The sequence below is a fragment of the Mesorhizobium sp. B2-2-3 genome (assembly GCF_006442405.1).
GTDB lineage: Bacteria > Pseudomonadota > Alphaproteobacteria > Rhizobiales > Rhizobiaceae > Mesorhizobium.
Genome location: NZ_VFWC01000007.1, coordinates 132273 through 150783, shown reverse-complemented (window position 1 = coordinate 150783; position 18511 = coordinate 132273). Strand labels below are relative to the sequence as shown.

Below are 18511 nucleotides of genomic sequence, written 5' to 3'. Positions count from 1 at the left end.
GAAGCGGTTTGCGGCGCCGGTCGCTCAGGAAATCACACCTAGTTCCTTGCCAACCGCACCGAAAGCCTCGACCGCCCGATCAATGTCGGCGCTGGAATGCGCAGCCGACATCTGCGTGCGGATGCGCGCCTGGCCCTTGGGCACCACCGGGAAGGAGAAGCCGATGACATAGATGCCGCGTTGCAGCATGCGCGCCGCCATCTCCTGCGCCAAGCTGGCATCGCCCAGCATGACCGGGATGATCGGATGGCCGGCGCCTGCCAGCGTGAAGCCGAGCTTCCCCATCTGTGTCCGAAACCGTTCCGCATTGGCATATAGGCGCTCGCGCAGGGCATCGCCATTGCGGATCATGTCGAACACTCTGATCGAGGCGCCGGCGATCGCCGGCATCAGCGTGTTGGAAAACAGATAGGGCCGCGAGCGCTGGCGCAGCCAGTCGACCACCTGTTTCTTGCCGGACGTGTAGCCGCCGGAAGCGCCGCCCAGCGCCTTGCCGAGCGTACCGGTGATGATGTCGACCCTGCCCTCGACGCCGCAATGCTCAGCCGAGCCGCGGCCGTTCCTGCCGACGAAGCCGACCGCGTGACTGTCGTCGACCATGACCATGGCATCGTATTTTTCGGCCAGATCGCACACACCCGCGAGATTGGCGATGATGCCATCCATCGAGAACACGCCGTCGGTGGCGATCAGCCGGAACCGGCAATCCTTCGCCTCCTTCAGCCGCGCCTCGAGATCCGCCATATCGTTGTTGGCGTAGCGGAAGCGCTTGGCTTTGGACAGCCTGACCCCGTCGATGATGGAGGCGTGGTTCAGCGCATCGGAGATGATGGCGTCCTCCTCGCCCAGAAGCGTCTCGAACAGTCCACCATTGGCATCGAAGCAGGAGCCGTAGAGGATGGTGTCGTCCATGCCGAGGAAGGACGATATCGTCGCTTCCAACTGCTTGTGCTCCTCCTGCGTGCCGCAGATGAAACGTACCGAAGCCATGCCGTAGCCGTAGCGGTCGAGCGCGTGCTTTGCCGCCTCGCGCAGGTCGGGGCTGTCGGCGAGGCCGAGATAGTTGTTGGCGCAGAAATTCAGCACCTTCTCGCGGCCGACCTCGATCTCAGCCGACTGCGTGGAGGAAATCACCCGCTCGGACTTGTACAGTCCGGCCGATCTGAGCCCCTCAAGTTCGCCGTCGATATGGGAGAGAAATGCTGCGGTCATGATCGTGCCTCGTTTGACGTGGGCCGACTGTCGTCCCGCACGCACAAAAAATCCACCGCAAAAGCGACCGGATCAGGTGGCTGGGTAATGTCGAACGGATGCCGCAGGCATGGCTCGAGGGACGATCCGGATCACATGGGCCGGCGAATGTTCAAATGCGGACCGGCCGCGAAAGAGGCCGATAACCATTTCGCGACCTTTAAGCCTTTCCCCTTGTCGGCCAGCTGTCGATTTCCAGTCCTGTTAATGTTTGCAGTTCAATGATGCTCATACAGGAATCCGTTGGCGAGAGGGCCGCCCCCCAAGATGTCGCAGCAGCCGGTGCAAACCGTTTCAGGCAAGCTCATACTGCTGATCAAGGCTGGTTATTGGCTGGCGCTGCTGATCATCGCCGCCATGGTGGTGGCTTCCTTCATCCTGCTGCAGCAGGTGATGGCCACCCAACGGCACAACCATACGCTGCTCGATATCGTCAGCACGCAAAAGACGCTGTCGCAGCGCATCGTCTTCCTCGCCGGTGCGACCGGTGCTGCTTCGCGCGACAAGCAGCCGGCGCTCGTCAACGCGCTCAAGCAGGCGACGGCGGAGTTCGAAACCAACTATGACCTGCTGCTCAAGCAGACGGCCGCCGATCCAAAGTCGCCGGCCAGGCTCGATCCGAAGACGATCGAGAACGTCCTTTTCGGCAAGCCTTTCCATCTCGACTATTTTTCCGTCGGGCTGGTCGCCAATGGCGAACGCCTGGTATCGGCCTTCTCGTCCCAACTCGCACTCGGCGACAATGGCGGCTACAAGGGCGGTTACGAGCGCGTCACCCTCGACGCCTCGGTCGCCAACGCAACATTGTCGGGCTATTCGGCGCTGGGCCAGCGCATCAGCGCTTTCGCCGACGAACGATCCGAAAAGATGCTCGATCTGCACCGCACGCTGTTTTACGCCACGATCGGCGTCATCGTTCTGGTGGCGCTGTTCATCTTCCGGCCCATGTCAAACGCGATCCTGCGCAAGACGCGCGAACTCGTCGATGCGCGCAATTCGATGGCCTTCATCGCCGTTCATGACGGGCTGACAGGTCTGCACAACCGCACATTCCTGACCGACCATTTCGACACGCTGATCAAGAGCGCGCATCGTCGGCGCGAACGTCTTGCGGTGGTGCAGCTTGATCTCGACCGGTTCAAGCAGATCAACGACACGCTCGGCCACGCCGCCGGCGACTATGTGCTGGTCATCACGGCCCAGCGCATGCGCGATTCCTGTCGGGCGTCGGATCTGTGCGTGCGCCTCGGTGGCGACGAGTTCGTGATGATCCTCAACGGCGCCGGCGGCAGCGAAGACATCAACATGCTGGCACGGCGCATTCTTGCGCACATCAACGAGCCGATCGTCTTCCAGGGCACGACCATTCTACCGGGCGCCAGCGGCGGCATCGCCGTCTATCCGATCGACGCCGACAACGCCCAGGACCTGCTGGTTCACGCCGATCTGGCGCTTTACTCCGCCAAGAAGATGGGCGGCGGCAATTTCTCGTTCTTCTCCGAGGAATTGCGTCGCGAACTCGATTATCGCAAGCAACTCGAGCACGACATCAAGGTTGCCATTTCACAGCAGGCATTCCAGGTCTATTTCCAGCCGCAGGTTTCACTGAGCGACGGCACGATCAGTGGCATCGAGGCGCTGGTGCGCTGGAACCATGCCGAGCGCGGCATGATCTCGCCTGGCGAATTCATTCCCGTCGCCGAGAAATGCGGTTTCATGCCTGATATCGGCCGCATCGTCATCAGCAAGGCGATCAACGAAGCCGCCGAATGGAACCGCGACGGCATTGCTTTCGGACGACTTGCGGTCAACGTATCCGGAACCGAATTGCGCGAGCACGACTTCGATGCTTTCCTGTTCGAGACGCTTGAGAAGGCCGGCCTACCGCCGCAGAAACTGTCGCTGGAAATCGTCGAATCCGTCATTCTCGATGACGAGAAGACAGGCATCGCGGCAAAGCTACGCCATATCAGGGCCGCCGGCGTCCATCTTGAGCTCGACGATTTCGGCACTGGCTACGCGTCGCTCAGCCACGTCAATCCCAACGAGATCGACCGGCTGAAGATCGATCGCCGCTTCGTCCAGAACATCCATGAGAACGGTGACAACTCCAAGATCGTGCGCGCCATCACCGAGCTCGCGCGCGGCCTTGGTATCTCGATCGTCGCGGAGGGCGCCGAGACCGAAGCCGAACTCGATTCACTGATGGCCATCGGATGCGACCAGGTGCAGGGCTACTCCATCGCCTTCCCGATGCCGCAGGACAAAGCCCGTGACTGGCTGAGCGCCCGCATGCCGAAGAAGGCCAGGCTAACGGTGCTGCAGGGAAGCCTGGCGTAGGCAGCCCTCACCCGCGCTTGACAACTCATCACCGAGATGGCGCCCTGTGACGATCGCAAACGGGTAGTCCCGATGCCGCTTCTGCTTGCTTTGCTGACCATGCTCGCCGCATTTCCCGCTTATGCAGTGGATCGCACCATCTATCTGACTTTCGATGACGGACCGCTGAACGGCACCAGCAACATCCTCGACGTGCTGGAAGCGCAGCAGGTGCCGGCGACGTTGTTCATGGTCGGCATGCATGCGCAGGCGAGCGCGGGCAACAAGGCATTAGTCAGACGCGCAAAAGCTCTGCCGCTGGTGACGGTCGGCAATCACAGCTACAGCCACGCCAACAACCGCTACCAGCATTTCTATGCCGATACGGAAGGCGTGGTGGCCGACATGCTGCGGGCCAACGCCGTGCTCGGGCTCGCTCCGGAGGTTCATGCGAGGCTGCCTGGGCGCGACGTGTTCAGACTGCCCTCAATGTCGAAGAACGACACCTCGCTCGGCCTTGCGCAGGAAGGCCGGGAGGAGCCGGACTACGAATTCGTCGCCGCTTCCGGCTTCTATCTCTATGGCTGGGACCATGAGTGGGTGCATGACGACACAGGCAAGCCGGTGCAGAGCGTCGACCACCTGGTCAGCGAGATCGATCACCTGTTCGGCTATGGCCGCTTCGTCAAGCACGGAAAGATGATCCTGCTCATGCATGACGAGATGTTTCAGGACGGCTTCGACGGCAAGACGAAACTGGCCATGCTGATTACCGCGCTGAAGCAGCGCGGCTATGCCTTTGGGACAATCCAGAGTTATGACGACTGAGGCGGTGATCCGGCTTTCCTACAGCGCGTAGTGTCGAAGAGATTCACGCGGCGCGCCTTGGACATCGTCAGCTTTCCACGTTGGCCCGCAAGGTCGCCAGCACTTGCGCAAACTCCGCCAGCCTGTCGTCTGACAGGCCCACACGCAGCCGCTTGTCGAAGGCAAGCGCCGCCTTGCGCAGTGTCTCGAACATCGCTTCTCCGGCCTCTGTCAATTCGACCAGATGGACCCGGCGGTTGACGGGATCGCGGCGGCGCGTCAGCAATCCTTGCGCCTCCATCGCGTTTAGATGATGGGTGAGCGTCGCTCCCTGTATGCCGATCATTCCGGCGAGCTCGCGCTGGTTGGCTAGCTCGCTCGATTTGACCGACAGCAGAGTAAGCCAGACGGGCAACGTGCCGCCCGCTTCAACCAACGCGGTGTCGAAGGCCTGTGCAACAAGCTTGGCGGTGCGGCCGAGATTCATGCCGACCGGCGGGCGTTCAAAGGGCGTCATGGCAAGACACTAGACGGTGTTTTCCACGGATGGAACTGGCACTCATTTATACATTGACATCTAACAGTTAGATATCTAACTATTTAGGCGAGGGCGGGCAAGAGAGGAGAGCTGGTATGCAATATGTCTACATCATCACCATCGGTCTTCACGTCATGGCGGGGGTGTTCTGGGCCGGCACCACCATCACGCTGGCGCGCGACCCCGAGATCCGGGCTGAACGCTTCATTGGACCGCAAATGGGAGCGGCCGGCATGGTGTTTCTCACCGGTGCGCTGCTCTGGTATTTTTTCCATGGTGCCTATTTCGGCTCGATGGAAATGGTGCTGGCCCTCGGCATCGTTGCCGCCTTCGTCGCGGCTGGAGTGCTACGCACCATGGTCCGCCGCACCAGCACGCAGCTTGCTGGTGCCGACGCGGCCACCGAACCTGCCCTGCGCGCGAAGATGGCCCAAGGCGAGCGAATCGCCGCCTGGCTGCTGGTTCTCACCGTGCTCTGCATGGCCACCGCCAGAATGTTCTGATCACGGATCGTACGGTGCCGGCGCAAGCAGGCGGCGTACGCGGCGCGCAACGAACCAAGGCAGCAGATGGCTCTCCTTGCGGAGGTTCCGTTGCGCCTCCTCGAAATTGTTAGCGACAGCAGCCTTTCAAATCCTTAGCCCGAACCGGATGCCGTCATAGATGGCGGCGTGGATGTTGCGCGAGGCGACGGCATCGCCGATGCGGAACAGCACGAAAGATCCTTGCGGATTGCGCTCGGGAAAAATGTCGCCGCCACTCACCAGCCGCTCATAGTCTATGGCGCCGCCGTTCGTCGCCAATGGCTTCAGCGAGAGATAAAGGTCGTCTAGCGGCGCCGTGCCATGCTCGACCACCACCTGGTCGACCCGCCGCTCGCCGCGCCAGCCATCGGCGAAATCGGAGGCAAGCTCGGCAACCAGTTGATTGCCCTCGCGGCGCACCGAGCGCAGCCTTGTGTTGATAGTGATGGTGACCCCCTTCTCCTGGAAGGCGCGCATGTAGGGTACGTGGTTCATGCCGCCCATTTCCGGCGCGAAGAATCGCTCCGGCGAAACCAGTTCCAGCTTCGAACCGGCGGCCGCGACGAGTTCCGCAGCGCCCATTCCCTGATGGCCGCCATTGTCGTCATAGAGCAGCACGTTTTCAGCCGGCTTGACGCTGCCAGCCATGATGTCCCAGCTCGATGTGACAAGAGTGTCGCCCGCCGTCAGCGGCGGATTCTGCGGCAGTCCGCCGGTGGCGATCACCACGACATCGGGCGACAACGCCAGAACGTCGTCCTTCTCGGCCCAACTGTCGTAGCGGATCTCGACGCCGAGCCGGTCGAGTTCGGCCAGCCGCCAGTCGACGATGCCGATCAATTCCTTGCGGCGCGGGTTCTGCGTCGCCAGCCTGACCTGCCCGCCGGCCTGGCCCGATGCCTCCAGCACCGTCACCTGATGGCCGCGCTCCGCGGCCACGCGCGCTATTTCCAGTCCGCCTGCACCAGCGCCGATGACGACGACTTTTCGCTTTGGTCCCTCGGCCTTGGTGATGATATGCGGAATGTCCGCCTCGCGGCCGGTCGCCGCATTGTGGACGCAGAGCGCCTCGCCGCCTTCGTAGATGCGGTCGAGGCAGTAGGTGGCTCCGACACACGGGCGGATTTCGTGCTCGCGCCCTTCCATCACTTTGCGGACGATGTGCGGATCGGCGATGTGGGCGCGGGTCATGCCGACCATGTCGAGCTTGCCGGCGGCGATGGCGTGGCGCGCGGTTGCGACGTCGGAAATTCGCGCCGCGTGGAAGGTCGGGAATTTCGTCGCCGCCCTCACCTCGCCGGCGAAGTCGAGATGCGGCGATGAGCGCATGCCGGTCACCGGAATGACCTTCGTCAGTGCCGCGTCGGTCTCGATCGAGCCGCGGATGATGTTGAGGAAATCGACCTTGCCTGATGAGGCCAGCCGCCTGGCGATCTCGACGCCCTCCTCTTTCGACAGGCCTTGCGAAAAATCCTCGTCGGCGACCATGCGTATGCCGACGACGAATTTTTCGCCGACGGCCGCCCGCACGGCGTCGAGAACCATGTCGGTGAACCGCAGCCGGTTGTCGAGCGAGCCGCCGAACTCGTCGTCGCGATGGTTGGTGGACGGAGACCAGAAGCCGTCCATCAGATGGCCGTAAGCCTCGAATTCGATGCCGTCGAGACCGGCGGCCTGGCAGCGCTGGGCGGCGGAAGCATAGTCGGAAACGATGCGCTCTATATCCCAATCCTCGATGGTCTTGGGAAAGGCGCGATGTGCCGGCTCCCGCACCGGCGAAGCCGACAGCACGGGCAGCCAGTCGGCTTTGTTCCAGCCGGTTCGACGGCCGAGATGAGTGATCTGGATCATCACCTTGCAGTCATGCTCGTGGCAGGCGTCGGTCAGTTCCGCGAGCCATGGCACGATCCCCTCATCATAGAGATGCAAATTGCCGAAGGCGGCCGGGCTGTCGCGTGAAACGATGGCCGAGCCGGCGGTCATTGTCAGCGCCATGCCGCCCTTGGCCTTCTCCGTGTGGTAGAGCCGGTACCGCGCCTTGGGCATGCCGTCTTCCGAATAGGCAGGCTCGTGGCTGGTCGACATCACCCGGTTCTTCAACGTCAGATGCTTGAGCTGATAGGGCTGGAGAAGCGGATCGTTGCTGGTCATCGTCTTCCTGCGGTTTCAAATTGTGTTATTGAGCGGCCAGATGCGCCGCCCCTGAATGGATTGCGGCGTTTATTCCAATCTTCGTTCGCGCCGACCGCCATGGAAGCGTGCTTCCGGCGACAGGCAGGCAAGGAGCCGTCCATGATCGATACCAAAACCCTCACCCAGCTCGGCGCGCATGTCGAGACGCCACAGAGCCCGGAAGCGGCGGTCCTGGAAACCGTGCCGTTTTCGCGCGGCGACGGCCCGCCGGCCATCGTGCGCTTCACCTGCCCGGAATTCACGTCGCTGTGCCCTGTCACCGGCCAGCCTGATTTCGCCCATATCGTCATCGACTACGCACCCGACGCGGCTCTGGTGGAATCGAAGTCGCTCAAGCTGTTCATGACCTCGTTTCGCAATCATGGTGCTTTCCATGAGGATTGCACCGTCATGATCGGCCGCCGCATCGTGGCGGCAACGAGCCCGCTATGGTTGCGCATCGGCGGCTATTGGTATCCACGCGGCGGCATTCCGATCGACGTGTTCTGGCAGACGGGCGCGCCGCCGGAAGGCGCCTGGCTGCCCGAGACCGGAGTGGCGCCCTATCGCGGGCGAGGCTAGCTCGAACCATCATTCGCATTGGTATTGGCTGAGCGCCCATTCACCGGTCACCGACAGCAGGTCCGATATCTTCCATTCGCCATCGACCTTCTTGAACTTCCACTCAAGGCGGTGCGGGTTGCCCGCGACGACGAAGGCGACGATGACCTTGGCCTGGTCGCCATTGATCGCCTCGAGCGTCTTCAGGCTTTTGTCGATCTCGCCCTTATCATAGTCGGCATTGTCGAGCGCCATGTTGGGGTCCAGGCACTCGCCCTGCCCGGATTTGCGCAGCGCATCGCTCTTGTCGAGCACCGTTTTCGCCGGATCGACGAAATGGCGGCGCTGCGACGGACCGACCTCCAAGCCGACCTGGTCGTAGAATGGCCGCACCACCGCTGTCGGCGAGCCCGGCTGAATTGGGGCGGCAGGTATGCTTGGCGAGGCAGCCGGTGGCGTTGCCGGCTCGGCGGCTCCGCGAGGTGCAGGCGCTGGCGGCGACCCGTGGTCATCGGGCGCGGGGGCAGCCGGAGCATTCGCCGGCGGCGTGCCGAGTAGCCCCTGCGCGGCGCCGCCACTCAAGTCCGCCGCCATAATGCACACGGCCGACAGTGCCAGGAACCGGCGGCGGGCCATCGGATCACTCCGGATCTTGGCCCGCCAGACATTCGAGCTGGCTCAGCGTCCAATCGCTGGTCTTCGATGCGATGTCCGATATCCTCCACTTGCCGTCGATCTTCCTCAGCGACCAATGCATTTCGCGTTGTGCATCGTCTCCTTCCGGAAAGAGGCTGAAGCTCGCCACCACCTGGGCAGTATCGCCATCCACCATCTCGGACACTTTCAGGGTCTTGGAGACGGTCTTCTGGTCGAAATCCTGCGCATCGAGGCCCGGATCGAAATCGATGCAGGCGACCTGGTCCGGATTCTTCCTCGTTGCCTGATCGTTGAGGTCGAACAGTCTCGTCACCGGCTCGGTGAAGCGATCCCGGTATTTTGCGTCGGCCTCGAACTTGACATCCGGAACATAGAAGAACTTCACGGCGTCCGACGCCGGACCGGCCAGGGCGACAGCGGGAAAGGCCGTCGCAAGGGCGGCAAGGAGCACTGTCAGTCTCATGCAGAATCTCCGGCTTTTGATGGCTTGGCGCAATCCAGTAGCACGCATCCTGCATATCGGCTTTTTTGCGGCTCATGAAGCCCGCGGCCGCGTCGCGGCCGATGCAGGTCATCCGACAGTCGTGCGTGCCAAGACTGCGATCAGAGACCAAGCGCCACCTTGCGGCCATCATGGATGGCAAAAGCCGCCTGCCTTGAGGCGGTGCAATCACCAATCGACGTGTGGGCAATTTTGCGCCTGTCGAGTTCGACGGAAAGCATGTCGGCTGCCATATTCGTCGTGGCGAAGACCAGCGCATCGGCTTCGACGTCCTGCTCGGTTCCGTCGAGCAGGGAAGCGACCCTGGCCGCCTTGCCGTCCCAATGAACGATGGCGCTCTCGGTCAGAAACCGCACCCGCAGCCTGACGAGTGCGCGGCGCAGCGGCGCGTCGACGGCCATTCGCTGAAGCTCTTTGCCAACCAGGGCGTCAGGTGTCACAAGCGTCACATTGTGACCGTCCTCGGCGAGTTTCCAGGCGGTGCCGCACCCTTTCCAATTGCCGCCATCGTCGAGCAAGATAACATTTTTGCCTGGTCTCGCCTCACGGGCCATCACGGCTTCGGCCGAGAGAACCAGCCCGCCGCCCGGGATGCTTTCCCACTGCGGCAATGCCCGTTGGAAAGCGCCGTCTGACGGCATCGAGCCGGTTGCGATGATGACGTGGTCCGCGCCTTCGCGCTCGACATCCTCCGCCTCGACATATTGTCCGTACCGGACGTCGACCTGAAGCTGGCTGAGCTGGCGCTGGTACCAGTCGATCAGATCCAGAATCTGGGCGCGGCGCGGTTGCAGCCCCGCAAGGCGGAACTGCCCCCCAAGACGGTCGGAAGCCTCGGCCAGCGTGACACGGTGACCGCGTTCGGCTGCTACACGCGCCGCTTCGAGGCCGGCGGGACCGCCGCCGACGACCAGTACGCGCTTGGGTTGGCTAGCCGGGGCGAAGCGATCTCCGCCCCATTCCCATTCCCGCCCCGCCGAGGGATTGATGACGCAGCTGATCCAGTAGTCGCGGCTGCGTCGGCCCCAACACATCTGGTTGCAGGACAGGCACCCGCGAATGTCTTCCGGCCGTCCGGCGGCGGCCTTTGCGGCCAGGTGCGGATCGGCGATCTGCCCCCGCACGATGGAAACCAGATCAGCGTGGCCTTCGCTCAGCACACTTTCGGCATTCTGCGGCGTACGGATGTGACTCTCGGCGGTGACCAACGCGTGGCGCACGGTGGATTTGAGCACGGACGCCAGGTCGGCGCCGAGCTTTTCCGGATAAACAAAGGTCGGGATGATTTTGTAGAAATCGAAGTAGGAGCCCGTTCCACAAGTCACATAATCCATCAAAGAATCGCGGTCGTGGAGGTCGATTATCTCGGCCAATGCTTCGCGCTTCAGCGCCACCTCCACTTCCGGTTCGTCGTTGACCGCAAGGCCGATGATGAAATCATCGCCGCATTCCCGGCGAATTCTGCTCATCACCTCACGGCTCATCCGGGTGCGATTTTGAAGGCTGCCGCCCCACCGGTCGTCGCGGCGATTCGACCAGGGCGTCCAGAACTGGTCCAGCATCGAATGATACGCCGCCCAGACCTCGACGCCGTCGAAACCGGCCTCGCGGCAACGGCGCGCCGCCTGCACGAAACCGTCGATCGTTTCTTCGATCTCGGCTTCGGACATTCGATGCGAACCGTCAGAGTCGTGATAACTCGGCAGTCCGGAAGGGGACCAGCCGGCATGGAACGAGTTGTCCGCGTCCGCGTGCTGACCGACATGATAGAGCTGCTGGATGGCGACGGCGCCATTGCCGCGGATCGCTTCCGTCACTTTGCGGAAATGGGGGATCACGCTGTCGTCGGAAGGACGGAAGTTGCCGCGGGTAAGAATCGCGGCCCGGTGCACCGGCATCGGCTCGACGACGATCATGCCCGCGCCGCCGATAGCGCGTTCGGCATAATAGCCGACATGCCGTTCTGTCGGCAGTCCCTCTACCGCCATGTTCGCGGTATGGGCTCCGAACACGATCCTGTTGCGTAAGGTCTTGCCGCGCAGAGCAATCGGCGTGAACAACCGGTTGAAGACCTGCCCAGACATGTACCGCTCCTCAAAAGCCCTAGCGGCAGCACCCGAGCGCCAGCGCCCGCAGCCATAATCGATTTGCCGGACAGCCGGCACCTGAAAGGGTGCCGGCATTCGCCAACCATTGCAGCTAGGCGTCCAGCCAGACGTTCTGGAGGTCCATTTCAAAAGTCTGGTGGACGCCGTAGTTCTTCACCTTCTTGCTCGTATGACTGTAGAGCTTCTGCCAGAACGGCTGGATGATGACGCCGGAATCCTGCAGGATCTGCTCGACATCCTTCATCACCTCCTTGCGCTTGGCGACGTCGATCAGCGATAGCGCCTGCTTGAGCTTGGCGTCGAAATCGGGATTCGAATACGCCGATTCATTCCAGGCCTCGCCGGTGCGATAGCCGAGCGCCAGCACCTGGACGCCGAGTGGGCGCATGTACCAGATCGTCATCGAATAGGGATATTTCGTCCAGTCGTTCCAGAACGTCGAGCCCGGCAGCACCGTCCGTTTCACCTTGATTCCGGCCTCGCGCAGCTGGCCCGCGATGGCATCGCCGGTGTTCTTCTGCCAATCGTCCTCGATGGTGATCAGCTCATGCTCGAAGTCGGCCTGACCCGCCTCCGCCATCAGCTTCTTGGCGCCGGCGGCATCACGCTCCTTCTTGGGCAGCGGATAATATTCCGGATGGATGGGGCTGACATGGTGGTTTTCGCCGACCGTGCCGCGACCGCTGTAGCCGAGCTGCAGCACCGCGTTGTTGTCGACCGCCATCTGGAGCGCGTTGCGAACACGCTTGTCATCGTAGGGTTTGTGCGTGACGTTGGTGCGCGCAACCAGGGTGGTCGCGGTCGCCACCTCCGATTTCTCCAGCCCCATCTTGTCGAGGATGTCGATAAAATCGGCAGGCGACTCGAAATTGAGGTCGATTTCGCCGGAATCGAAGGCATTCACCGTGGCGTTGAAATCGGTGCCGTAGTCGATGAATTCGACGCCGTCGAGCGGAGCTTCGCCGCCCCACCATTTGCCGTTCTCGCGGCGCTTGACGACGGCTTTCTGGCCGACATCGTAAGAGACCAGCTCGAAGGGTCCGGTGCCGATCGGCTTCTTGATCGGATCGGCGCCATCGGCATCGAAATTGCGGTGGACGACGAGCGCCGGATAGTCGGTGAAGTTCGGGATCAGCGAAATGTCGGGCTCGGAGAGCTTCAGCTTGACCGTGTTGTCGTCGACCTTGGTGATCGCGCCGTCCCTCGCCTTGCCGGTCTTGGCGTCGATCAGCGCGCCGACACGCGCGGCCATGGAGTTGCCGGCGACGCCCTTCTCGCACCAGCGCGTCACATTGTGCACCACATCATCGGCGTTGAAGGTATCGCCATTGTTCCAGGTGATGCCCTTGCGCACATGCAGCGTATATTCGGTGGCGTCGTCGTTGATGTCCCAGCTTTCGAGCAGCACCGGCTCGAAGGTGAACTGCCTGGTATAGCGCACAAGCGGCTCCAGCCAGGTGCGCGAGATGTTGGCAAGCTCAACCCAGTCATAGGTGCGCGGATCCTTCTGCGCCTTCACCGACATCGAGACATGCAGCGTTCCGCCCTTCTTCGGCTCCTCGGCCAAGGCGTTCGTCGGCGCGGCAAGGCCGATCATGCCATAGGCCAGAGCCGTCGATGCCCCGAAGGCGCTTGCCAACGCCAGGAATTCGCGCCGATCGAACCGACCCGCACGCGCCTCGTTGGCCATCTCCTCTATGGCGCTTGGAAAACGATCACCATTGCTTTTGAAAAGCCTCATTTCTTCCTCCCTTGTGGTTCCCGTCAGATCTTCGTCCCGTCAGCTAACGCTGTCCGGCAATTTCTCCTCGCGCAGCGCGATAAAATCTCTGAGACCGTCGGCGATGCCCACATCGAGCTTCGGCTCCTCATAATCGGCCAGCATGTTACGCGCTTTCTCCCGGCCGCGCGTGTCGTGGTCCTTCGCCCCTTCGGCCTTCCACTGTTCATAGGAATTGAAATCCATGATGCTGGGCATGAAGAAGGCCCGCTCGAAATGCTCAAGCGTGTGTTGGGTGCCGAGAAAATGGCCCTGCGGCCCCACCTCGCGGATGGCGGCCATCGCTTCCTTGAAATCGTCGAACGGCAGCCCGCCGGCATATTTGTACCAGCCGACGAGCTGTTCGCAATCGGTCGCGAACTTCGAATAGCCGCAGGTGAGACCCGCCTCGAGCCATCCGGCCGAGTGCCAGATGTAGTTGGCTCCGGCAAGGATGGCGGCATGCATGAGCATGTTCGCCTCGTAGCCGGCCTGGGCATCGTTCAGCTTCGAGCCGACATGGAAGCCGGACGTGCGCCACGGCAGCCCGTATTTCCGCGCCAGCGCGCCCATCAGATACATCATCTGCGCGGCCTCCGGCGTGCCGCCCATCGGAGCGCCGGTCTTCATGTCGACCGTGACCATGAACTGGCCGTAGATTTGAGGCGAGCCGGGACGCAGGAGCTGGGTGAACGCTACACCGGCAAGCGCCTCGGCATTGACCTGCGCCACCGCGCCCACGGCCGAGGCCGAGGTCGAGGCGCCGCAGAGCGCGAAGGGCGCCAGGATCAGCGGCTGATTGTGACGGGCATAGACCTTCATCGCATCCAGCATGGTGGCATCCCATACCAGCGGTGAATTGCAGTTGGTAATCGACACCAGCACAGGGTTGTCGCGCACGTAATCCTCACCGAACACGATGCCCGCCATCGCCATCGTGTCTTCCGCCCGATCCTTCGACGTCACGATGCCCATGAACGGCTTGTCGGAATGCTTCAGCGCCGAATGGATGATGTGGAGGTGACGCTTGGGCACCGCTATTTCCATCGGCTCGCAAATGATCGAGCTCGAGGAATGCAGGGCTGGCGCCATGTAGGCGAGCTTGTGGAAATTGTTGAGGTCGGCGAGCGTGCCGTAGCGCCTGACATTGTCGAGGTCACGCACATAAGGCGCGCCATACATCGGCACGAAGATGGAATTCTTTCCGCCCACGCGCACCGTACGCTCAGGGTTGCGCGCGTTGAGCGTGAACTCCGACGGCACCTTCGAGACGAGCTCCATCAGCAAGGCGCGGTCGATCCGCACTCTTGTCTCGGAGACGTCCGCGCCGGCGGCCTTCCACATTTCGATGGCCTCATCGTCGCGGAACTCGCATCCCACGTCCTCCAGGATGGCGAGCGATTCCTGGTGTATGAGTTCCACTGCCTCGTCCGGCACCATCTGATAGACGGGGATTTGGCGGACCAGTGTCGGAAACGACGTTACCGGAGCTCCCCGCAGCGCCTTGCGCCCCAGGCGGCCGCCGGCTCGACGATTGGCGTGTTCGGTCACAGCGGCCGGTGCGTTCATGGCAACTCCATTCCTCTTATACCTCGCAGCCTAGACGCACAAAACAGGAATGTGACGCTGGAAAATCCTGATCTCTTGTATAAGCTCTGCTTATGCGAAACCTGCGCCACCTCCTGCCCTCGGCCGGCAGCCTGATCGTCTTCGAGGCGGCGGGCCGCCTGTCGAGCTTCACCGCCGCCGGGCGAGAGCTCGGCATGACCCAGGCCGCCGTTTCCTACGCGGTGCGCGGGCTGGAGGAACAGCTCGGCGCCAAGCTGTTCCAGCGCCGTCACCGGCAGGTCAGCCTGACGGAGGCCGGCGAGCGTTTCCACGCCGACGTTTCGCTGGGCCTGTCCCACATCCGAAAGTCGGCGGAGGATCTGCGCCTGCAGGCGACCGGAGGCCACGTGACGCTTGCCGCCTCGACTGCGTTCGGCTCCTTCTGGATGATGCCGCGGCTGCAGCAGTTCCGCGACGAACTGCCGGGCATTGATCTGCGGATCCAGACCGCCGACCGCGACCTCGACATCATCGCAGAGGGGATCCCGCTTGCCGTGCGCGGCGGCGAACCGAGGGACTGGCAGGACTATCATTCGCTGCCGCTTGCCGACGAAGAGATCTTTCCCGTCGCCGGCACCAGCTACGCGGCGAAGTTCGGCCTGCCCAAATCGGTCGCGGAACTGGCCACGCACCGTCTCATCCATCTTGAGGAGCCCTATCGGGAGGCGGCGAGCTGGAATGAGTGGTTCGAATCGGCCGGCGCCCGTCTCGGCGATACCGCGCGCGGCCTGCGCATCAACGACTACGGGCTGGTAATCCAGGGCGTCATGGAAGGGCAAGGCATCGCGCTCGGCTGGCGCCACCTTGCCGAGCGGATGCTCGCGACGGGACTGCTGGTGCCGGTGACGGACCATGTGCTCAGGACCGGCAAGGCGTTCTATGTCATCTGGCCGAGGAACCGGGAGCTTAGCGAGAATGCCCGCAAGGTACGGGATTGGCTGGCAGCGCAAGCGTGAGGTCGTTCACTGTTTTCACCGTACTTCACCCTCGCCCGCTCGGCACGAATCCGCCTATACTGTCATCATGCCCATACGCCAGCTTTCCGAAACGATGATCAACCAGATCGCCGCCGGCGAAGTCATCGAGCGTCCGGCAAGCGTGGTGAAGGAACTGGTCGAGAACGCGCTTGATGCCGGTGCGGGAAAGGTCGAGCTCGTCACATCAGGCGGCGGGTTGAACCTGATCCGTGTCACCGACGACGGCTTCGGCATCCCCGAACAGGAGCTTTCGCTGGCGATCGCACGCCATTGCACCTCCAAGCTTGCCGAAGACATCCACGACATCCGCTCACTCGGCTTTCGCGGCGAGGCGCTGCCATCGATCGGCTCAGTATCGCGCTTGTCGATCCGCTCGCGCACGGCGGCAAGCGACAGCGCCGCCGAGATCGGCATCGAGGGCGGCAGGATCTCGCCCGTCAGGCCGGCGGCGGCCAATCGCGGCACCACCGTGGAGGTGCGCGACCTTTTCTTCGCCACCCCGGCAAGGCTGAAATTCATGAAAGGCGAGCGCGCCGAAAGCTCGGCGACCAGCGACGTGGTCAAGCGCATCGCGATCGCCTTTCCGACCGTTCGCTTCACGCTCAGCGGTTCCGACCGCTCGACGCTTGAATTGCCGGCGACCGATGACAGCGCGGACGGACGCCTGCGCCGCATCGCCCAGGTGATGGGGGCCGAGTTTCCCGACAATTCCATTGCCATCGATGCGATGCGCGAAGGCGTGCATCTGACCGGCCATGTATCGATCCCGTCCTTCACCCGCGCCAACGCGCTGCAGCAATATGCCTATGTCAATGGCCGGCCGGTGCGCGACAAGCTGATCGCCGGCGCTATCAGAGGCGCCTTCGCCGACGTCCTGCCACGCGACCGCCATGCGGTCACGGTGCTTTTCCTGACACTCGACCCGGCGATCGTCGACGTCAATGTCCACCCAGCCAAGGCGGATGTCCGCTTCCGCGACCCCGGCCTGGTGCGCGGGCTGATCGTCGGCGCCATCCGTCAGGCGCTTGCCGAAGCCGGCATCCGCGCCGCCACTTCCGGTGCCGCCGGCATGATGGCGGCGTTCCGGCCGGGAGCGACGTCATACGCCCATGGCGGCCCGGCCAATGGTCACCGCAGCTACGAAGCGGCCTACCGCGCCTCGGGCTCTGCCGGTTTCGACCGCGCACGCTCGCCGCAACGGCCACTCGACATGGAGTTCCAGGGTTCAGGATTCGAACGAAACGGCGGGTTCGGCGAAAACGAGCAGGCGGCGTTCGATGCCGGCCCGATCGCCAGCGCCGACGCCCGGGCGGGACAGGGCGAAGCGGCGGAGACGCTGCTTGGCACGGTGCTCGGTGCGGCACGGGCGCAGGTGCATGAGAACTACATCGTCGCCCAGACCAGGGACTCACTTGTCATCGTCGACCAGCATGCCGCGCATGAGCGGCTGGTCTACGAGGCGTTGAAGAACGCGCTGCACGCGCGCGCCGTGCCGTCGCAGATGCTGCTTCTGCCGGAGATCGTCGACCTGCCTGAAGAGGATGCCGAACGGCTCGCCACGCATTCCGAAACGCTCGCCCGCTTCGGGCTCGGCATCGAGCGTTTCGGGCCGGGCGCCGTGGCCGTGCGCGAGACACCGTCGATGCTGGGCGAGACCAACGTCCAGCAATTGGTGCGCGACCTCGCCGACGAGATCGCCGACAACGACACCGTCGACACGCTGAAGGAAAGGCTGGACAAAATCGCGGCGACCATGGCCTGCCATGGTTCAGTGCGTTCCGGCCGCCTGCTCAAGGCCGAGGAGATGAACGCGCTGCTGCGCCAGATGGAGGCCACGCCCGGCTCAGGCACCTGCAACCACGGCCGCCCGACCTATATCGAACTCAAGCTGGCGGACATCGAAAGGCTGTTCGGGCGGCGGTGAAGTTTGGCCCTATGTCGGCAAGGCCGGGCGCCATCGGTCACTTCTTTTGCTGGTAGTTCCTGGCGGAACGATTGAAAATGTAATCCATCGTGTGTCCGTTGCCGCCGCCACGAAAGTTCACGGAGATGATGTCCTTGCGACGCTCCACCCATTTCTGGACGTTCATGTAGATAGGCGTCATCAACATGCCCGCATCGCAACCATCGTCATCGAAAGGGATTTGCTGGACGACCTTGCCGCTGGTCTTCTTGATGACCTGCATTTTCGTCATGCAAATCCCTGAACCGGTGTTTGTGTAAAGTCCGGCAAACCGGTCGGCAGCGGTCTCAGCCCAAAAGGGAATTTCGACAGTTCCGTCGAGTTTCGCCTCGCCCGTGTCGTCCAGGCTTGCAACCTTCTTCAGCGTGACCGGAAATTTGTCCGCGCCTTTGCGCCAGGTCCCTCTCGCACCGCTTTCGCCGATGTCGAGGGAAAGCGGGCAATTCGTGGTATCGACTGGTGTCTTCGATCCCATCACCATGATGCGTTCAAATTCTTGGTCGTCCGAAATCGCGCACAGCGAGAGCTTGGTGCCGCTGACCGTGCCATAGAGCGCGATCGGACTCTGCCCGGCGTCGTAGAAGTAGCTTCCCTCGACCGTTATGCCGCTGCCGAAGCTGTCATATGTCTGAAGCGATAAATGAACGGGATCGGGCCCTATCGACCCTTCGTAGTTCTCCACGTGATACCAGCCGGCGACAGCTTCTTCGCTCAGCAGCAGCAAGCAGAAAAACGCGGCCACGAACGCTCTTCCCATCCCGAGCC

The 18511-nt window shown here is 62.6% G+C and carries 15 protein-coding genes; 6 read left to right on the top strand and 9 right to left on the bottom strand.

Features of this window, described 5'->3' with window-relative positions; genetic code table 11:
- Positions 1–24: 24 nt before the first annotated feature.
- Entirely contained in the window at positions 25–1212 is a 1188-nt protein-coding gene (locus tag FJ951_RS14910) for a glycine C-acetyltransferase (protein WP_140515591.1), read from the bottom strand.
- Positions 1213–1518: 306 nt separating this feature from the next.
- On the opposite strand from FJ951_RS14910, the gene FJ951_RS14905 reads away from it, so the two are divergent.
- The gene (locus FJ951_RS14905; RefSeq protein ID WP_140494180.1) at positions 1519–3591 is read left to right on the top strand and encodes an EAL domain-containing protein; all 2073 of its coding nucleotides are present in this window, start codon (positions 1519–1521) and stop codon (positions 3589–3591) included.
- 72 nt (positions 3592–3663) lie between these two features.
- Positions 3664–4398, top strand: coding sequence for a polysaccharide deacetylase family protein (locus tag FJ951_RS14900; protein ID WP_140515589.1), 735 nt, complete (start codon positions 3664–3666; stop codon positions 4396–4398).
- Positions 4399–4465: 67 nt separating this feature from the next.
- On the opposite strand, the gene FJ951_RS14895 is transcribed toward FJ951_RS14900, so the two are convergent.
- Complete coding sequence (locus tag FJ951_RS14895; RefSeq protein ID WP_224655784.1) at positions 4466–4864, bottom strand: MarR family winged helix-turn-helix transcriptional regulator; 399 nt, start codon at positions 4862–4864, stop codon at positions 4466–4468.
- A 146-nt stretch (positions 4865–5010) separates the two neighbouring features.
- Between FJ951_RS14895 and FJ951_RS14890 the strand changes: the two genes are divergently transcribed.
- On the top strand, positions 5011–5418 hold the full coding sequence (locus FJ951_RS14890; RefSeq protein WP_140515585.1) for a hypothetical protein: 408 nt from the start codon (positions 5011–5013) through the stop codon (positions 5416–5418).
- Between the two features lie 126 nt (positions 5419–5544).
- Here the strand turns inward: FJ951_RS14890 and FJ951_RS14885 are convergent, their stop codons facing one another.
- Positions 5545–7590 carry an NADH:flavin oxidoreductase gene (locus tag FJ951_RS14885; RefSeq protein WP_140515583.1) on the bottom strand — a complete coding sequence of 682 codons (2046 nt, stop codon included), beginning with the start codon at positions 7588–7590 and terminating at the stop codon, positions 5545–5547.
- A gap of 141 nt (positions 7591–7731) precedes the next feature.
- On the opposite strand from FJ951_RS14885, the gene queF reads away from it, so the two are divergent.
- Positions 7732–8193, top strand: a complete 462-nt coding sequence (gene queF / locus FJ951_RS14880; RefSeq protein ID WP_140515582.1) for a preQ(1) synthase — start codon at positions 7732–7734, stop codon at positions 8191–8193.
- 9 nt (positions 8194–8202) lie between these two features.
- On the opposite strand, the gene FJ951_RS14875 is transcribed toward queF, so the two are convergent.
- From FJ951_RS14875 to FJ951_RS14855, 5 genes are all read right to left on the bottom strand, one after another.
- On the bottom strand, positions 8203–8808 hold the full coding sequence (locus FJ951_RS14875; RefSeq protein WP_140515580.1) for a hypothetical protein: 606 nt from the start codon (positions 8806–8808) through the stop codon (positions 8203–8205).
- 4 nt (positions 8809–8812) lie between these two features.
- Entirely contained in the window at positions 8813–9292 is a 480-nt protein-coding gene (locus FJ951_RS14870) for a DUF3828 domain-containing protein (RefSeq protein ID WP_140515578.1), read from the bottom strand.
- A gap of 140 nt (positions 9293–9432) precedes the next feature.
- Entirely contained in the window at positions 9433–11415 is a 1983-nt protein-coding gene (locus FJ951_RS14865) for an FAD-dependent oxidoreductase (protein WP_140515810.1), read from the bottom strand.
- 115 nt (positions 11416–11530) lie between these two features.
- Positions 11531–13180, bottom strand: coding sequence for an ABC transporter substrate-binding protein (locus FJ951_RS14860; RefSeq protein ID WP_140515576.1), 1650 nt, complete (start codon positions 13178–13180; stop codon positions 11531–11533).
- Positions 13181–13219: 39 nt separating this feature from the next.
- On the bottom strand, positions 13220–14767 hold the full coding sequence (locus FJ951_RS14855; protein ID WP_140515574.1) for a trimethylamine methyltransferase family protein: 1548 nt from the start codon (positions 14765–14767) through the stop codon (positions 13220–13222).
- Between the two features lie 92 nt (positions 14768–14859).
- On the opposite strand from FJ951_RS14855, the gene FJ951_RS14850 reads away from it, so the two are divergent.
- Together FJ951_RS14850 and mutL are read left to right on the top strand one after the other, a co-directional pair.
- Positions 14860–15762, top strand: coding sequence for a LysR substrate-binding domain-containing protein (locus FJ951_RS14850; protein ID WP_140515572.1), 903 nt, complete (start codon positions 14860–14862; stop codon positions 15760–15762).
- 67 nt (positions 15763–15829) lie between these two features.
- Positions 15830–17707, top strand: coding sequence for a DNA mismatch repair endonuclease MutL (gene mutL, locus FJ951_RS14845; protein ID WP_140515570.1), 1878 nt, complete (start codon positions 15830–15832; stop codon positions 17705–17707).
- Between the two features lie 37 nt (positions 17708–17744).
- On the opposite strand, the gene FJ951_RS14840 is transcribed toward mutL, so the two are convergent.
- Entirely contained in the window at positions 17745–18488 is a 744-nt protein-coding gene (locus FJ951_RS14840; protein ID WP_140494191.1) for a hypothetical protein, read from the bottom strand.
- Between the last annotated feature and the right edge of the window lie 23 nt (positions 18489–18511).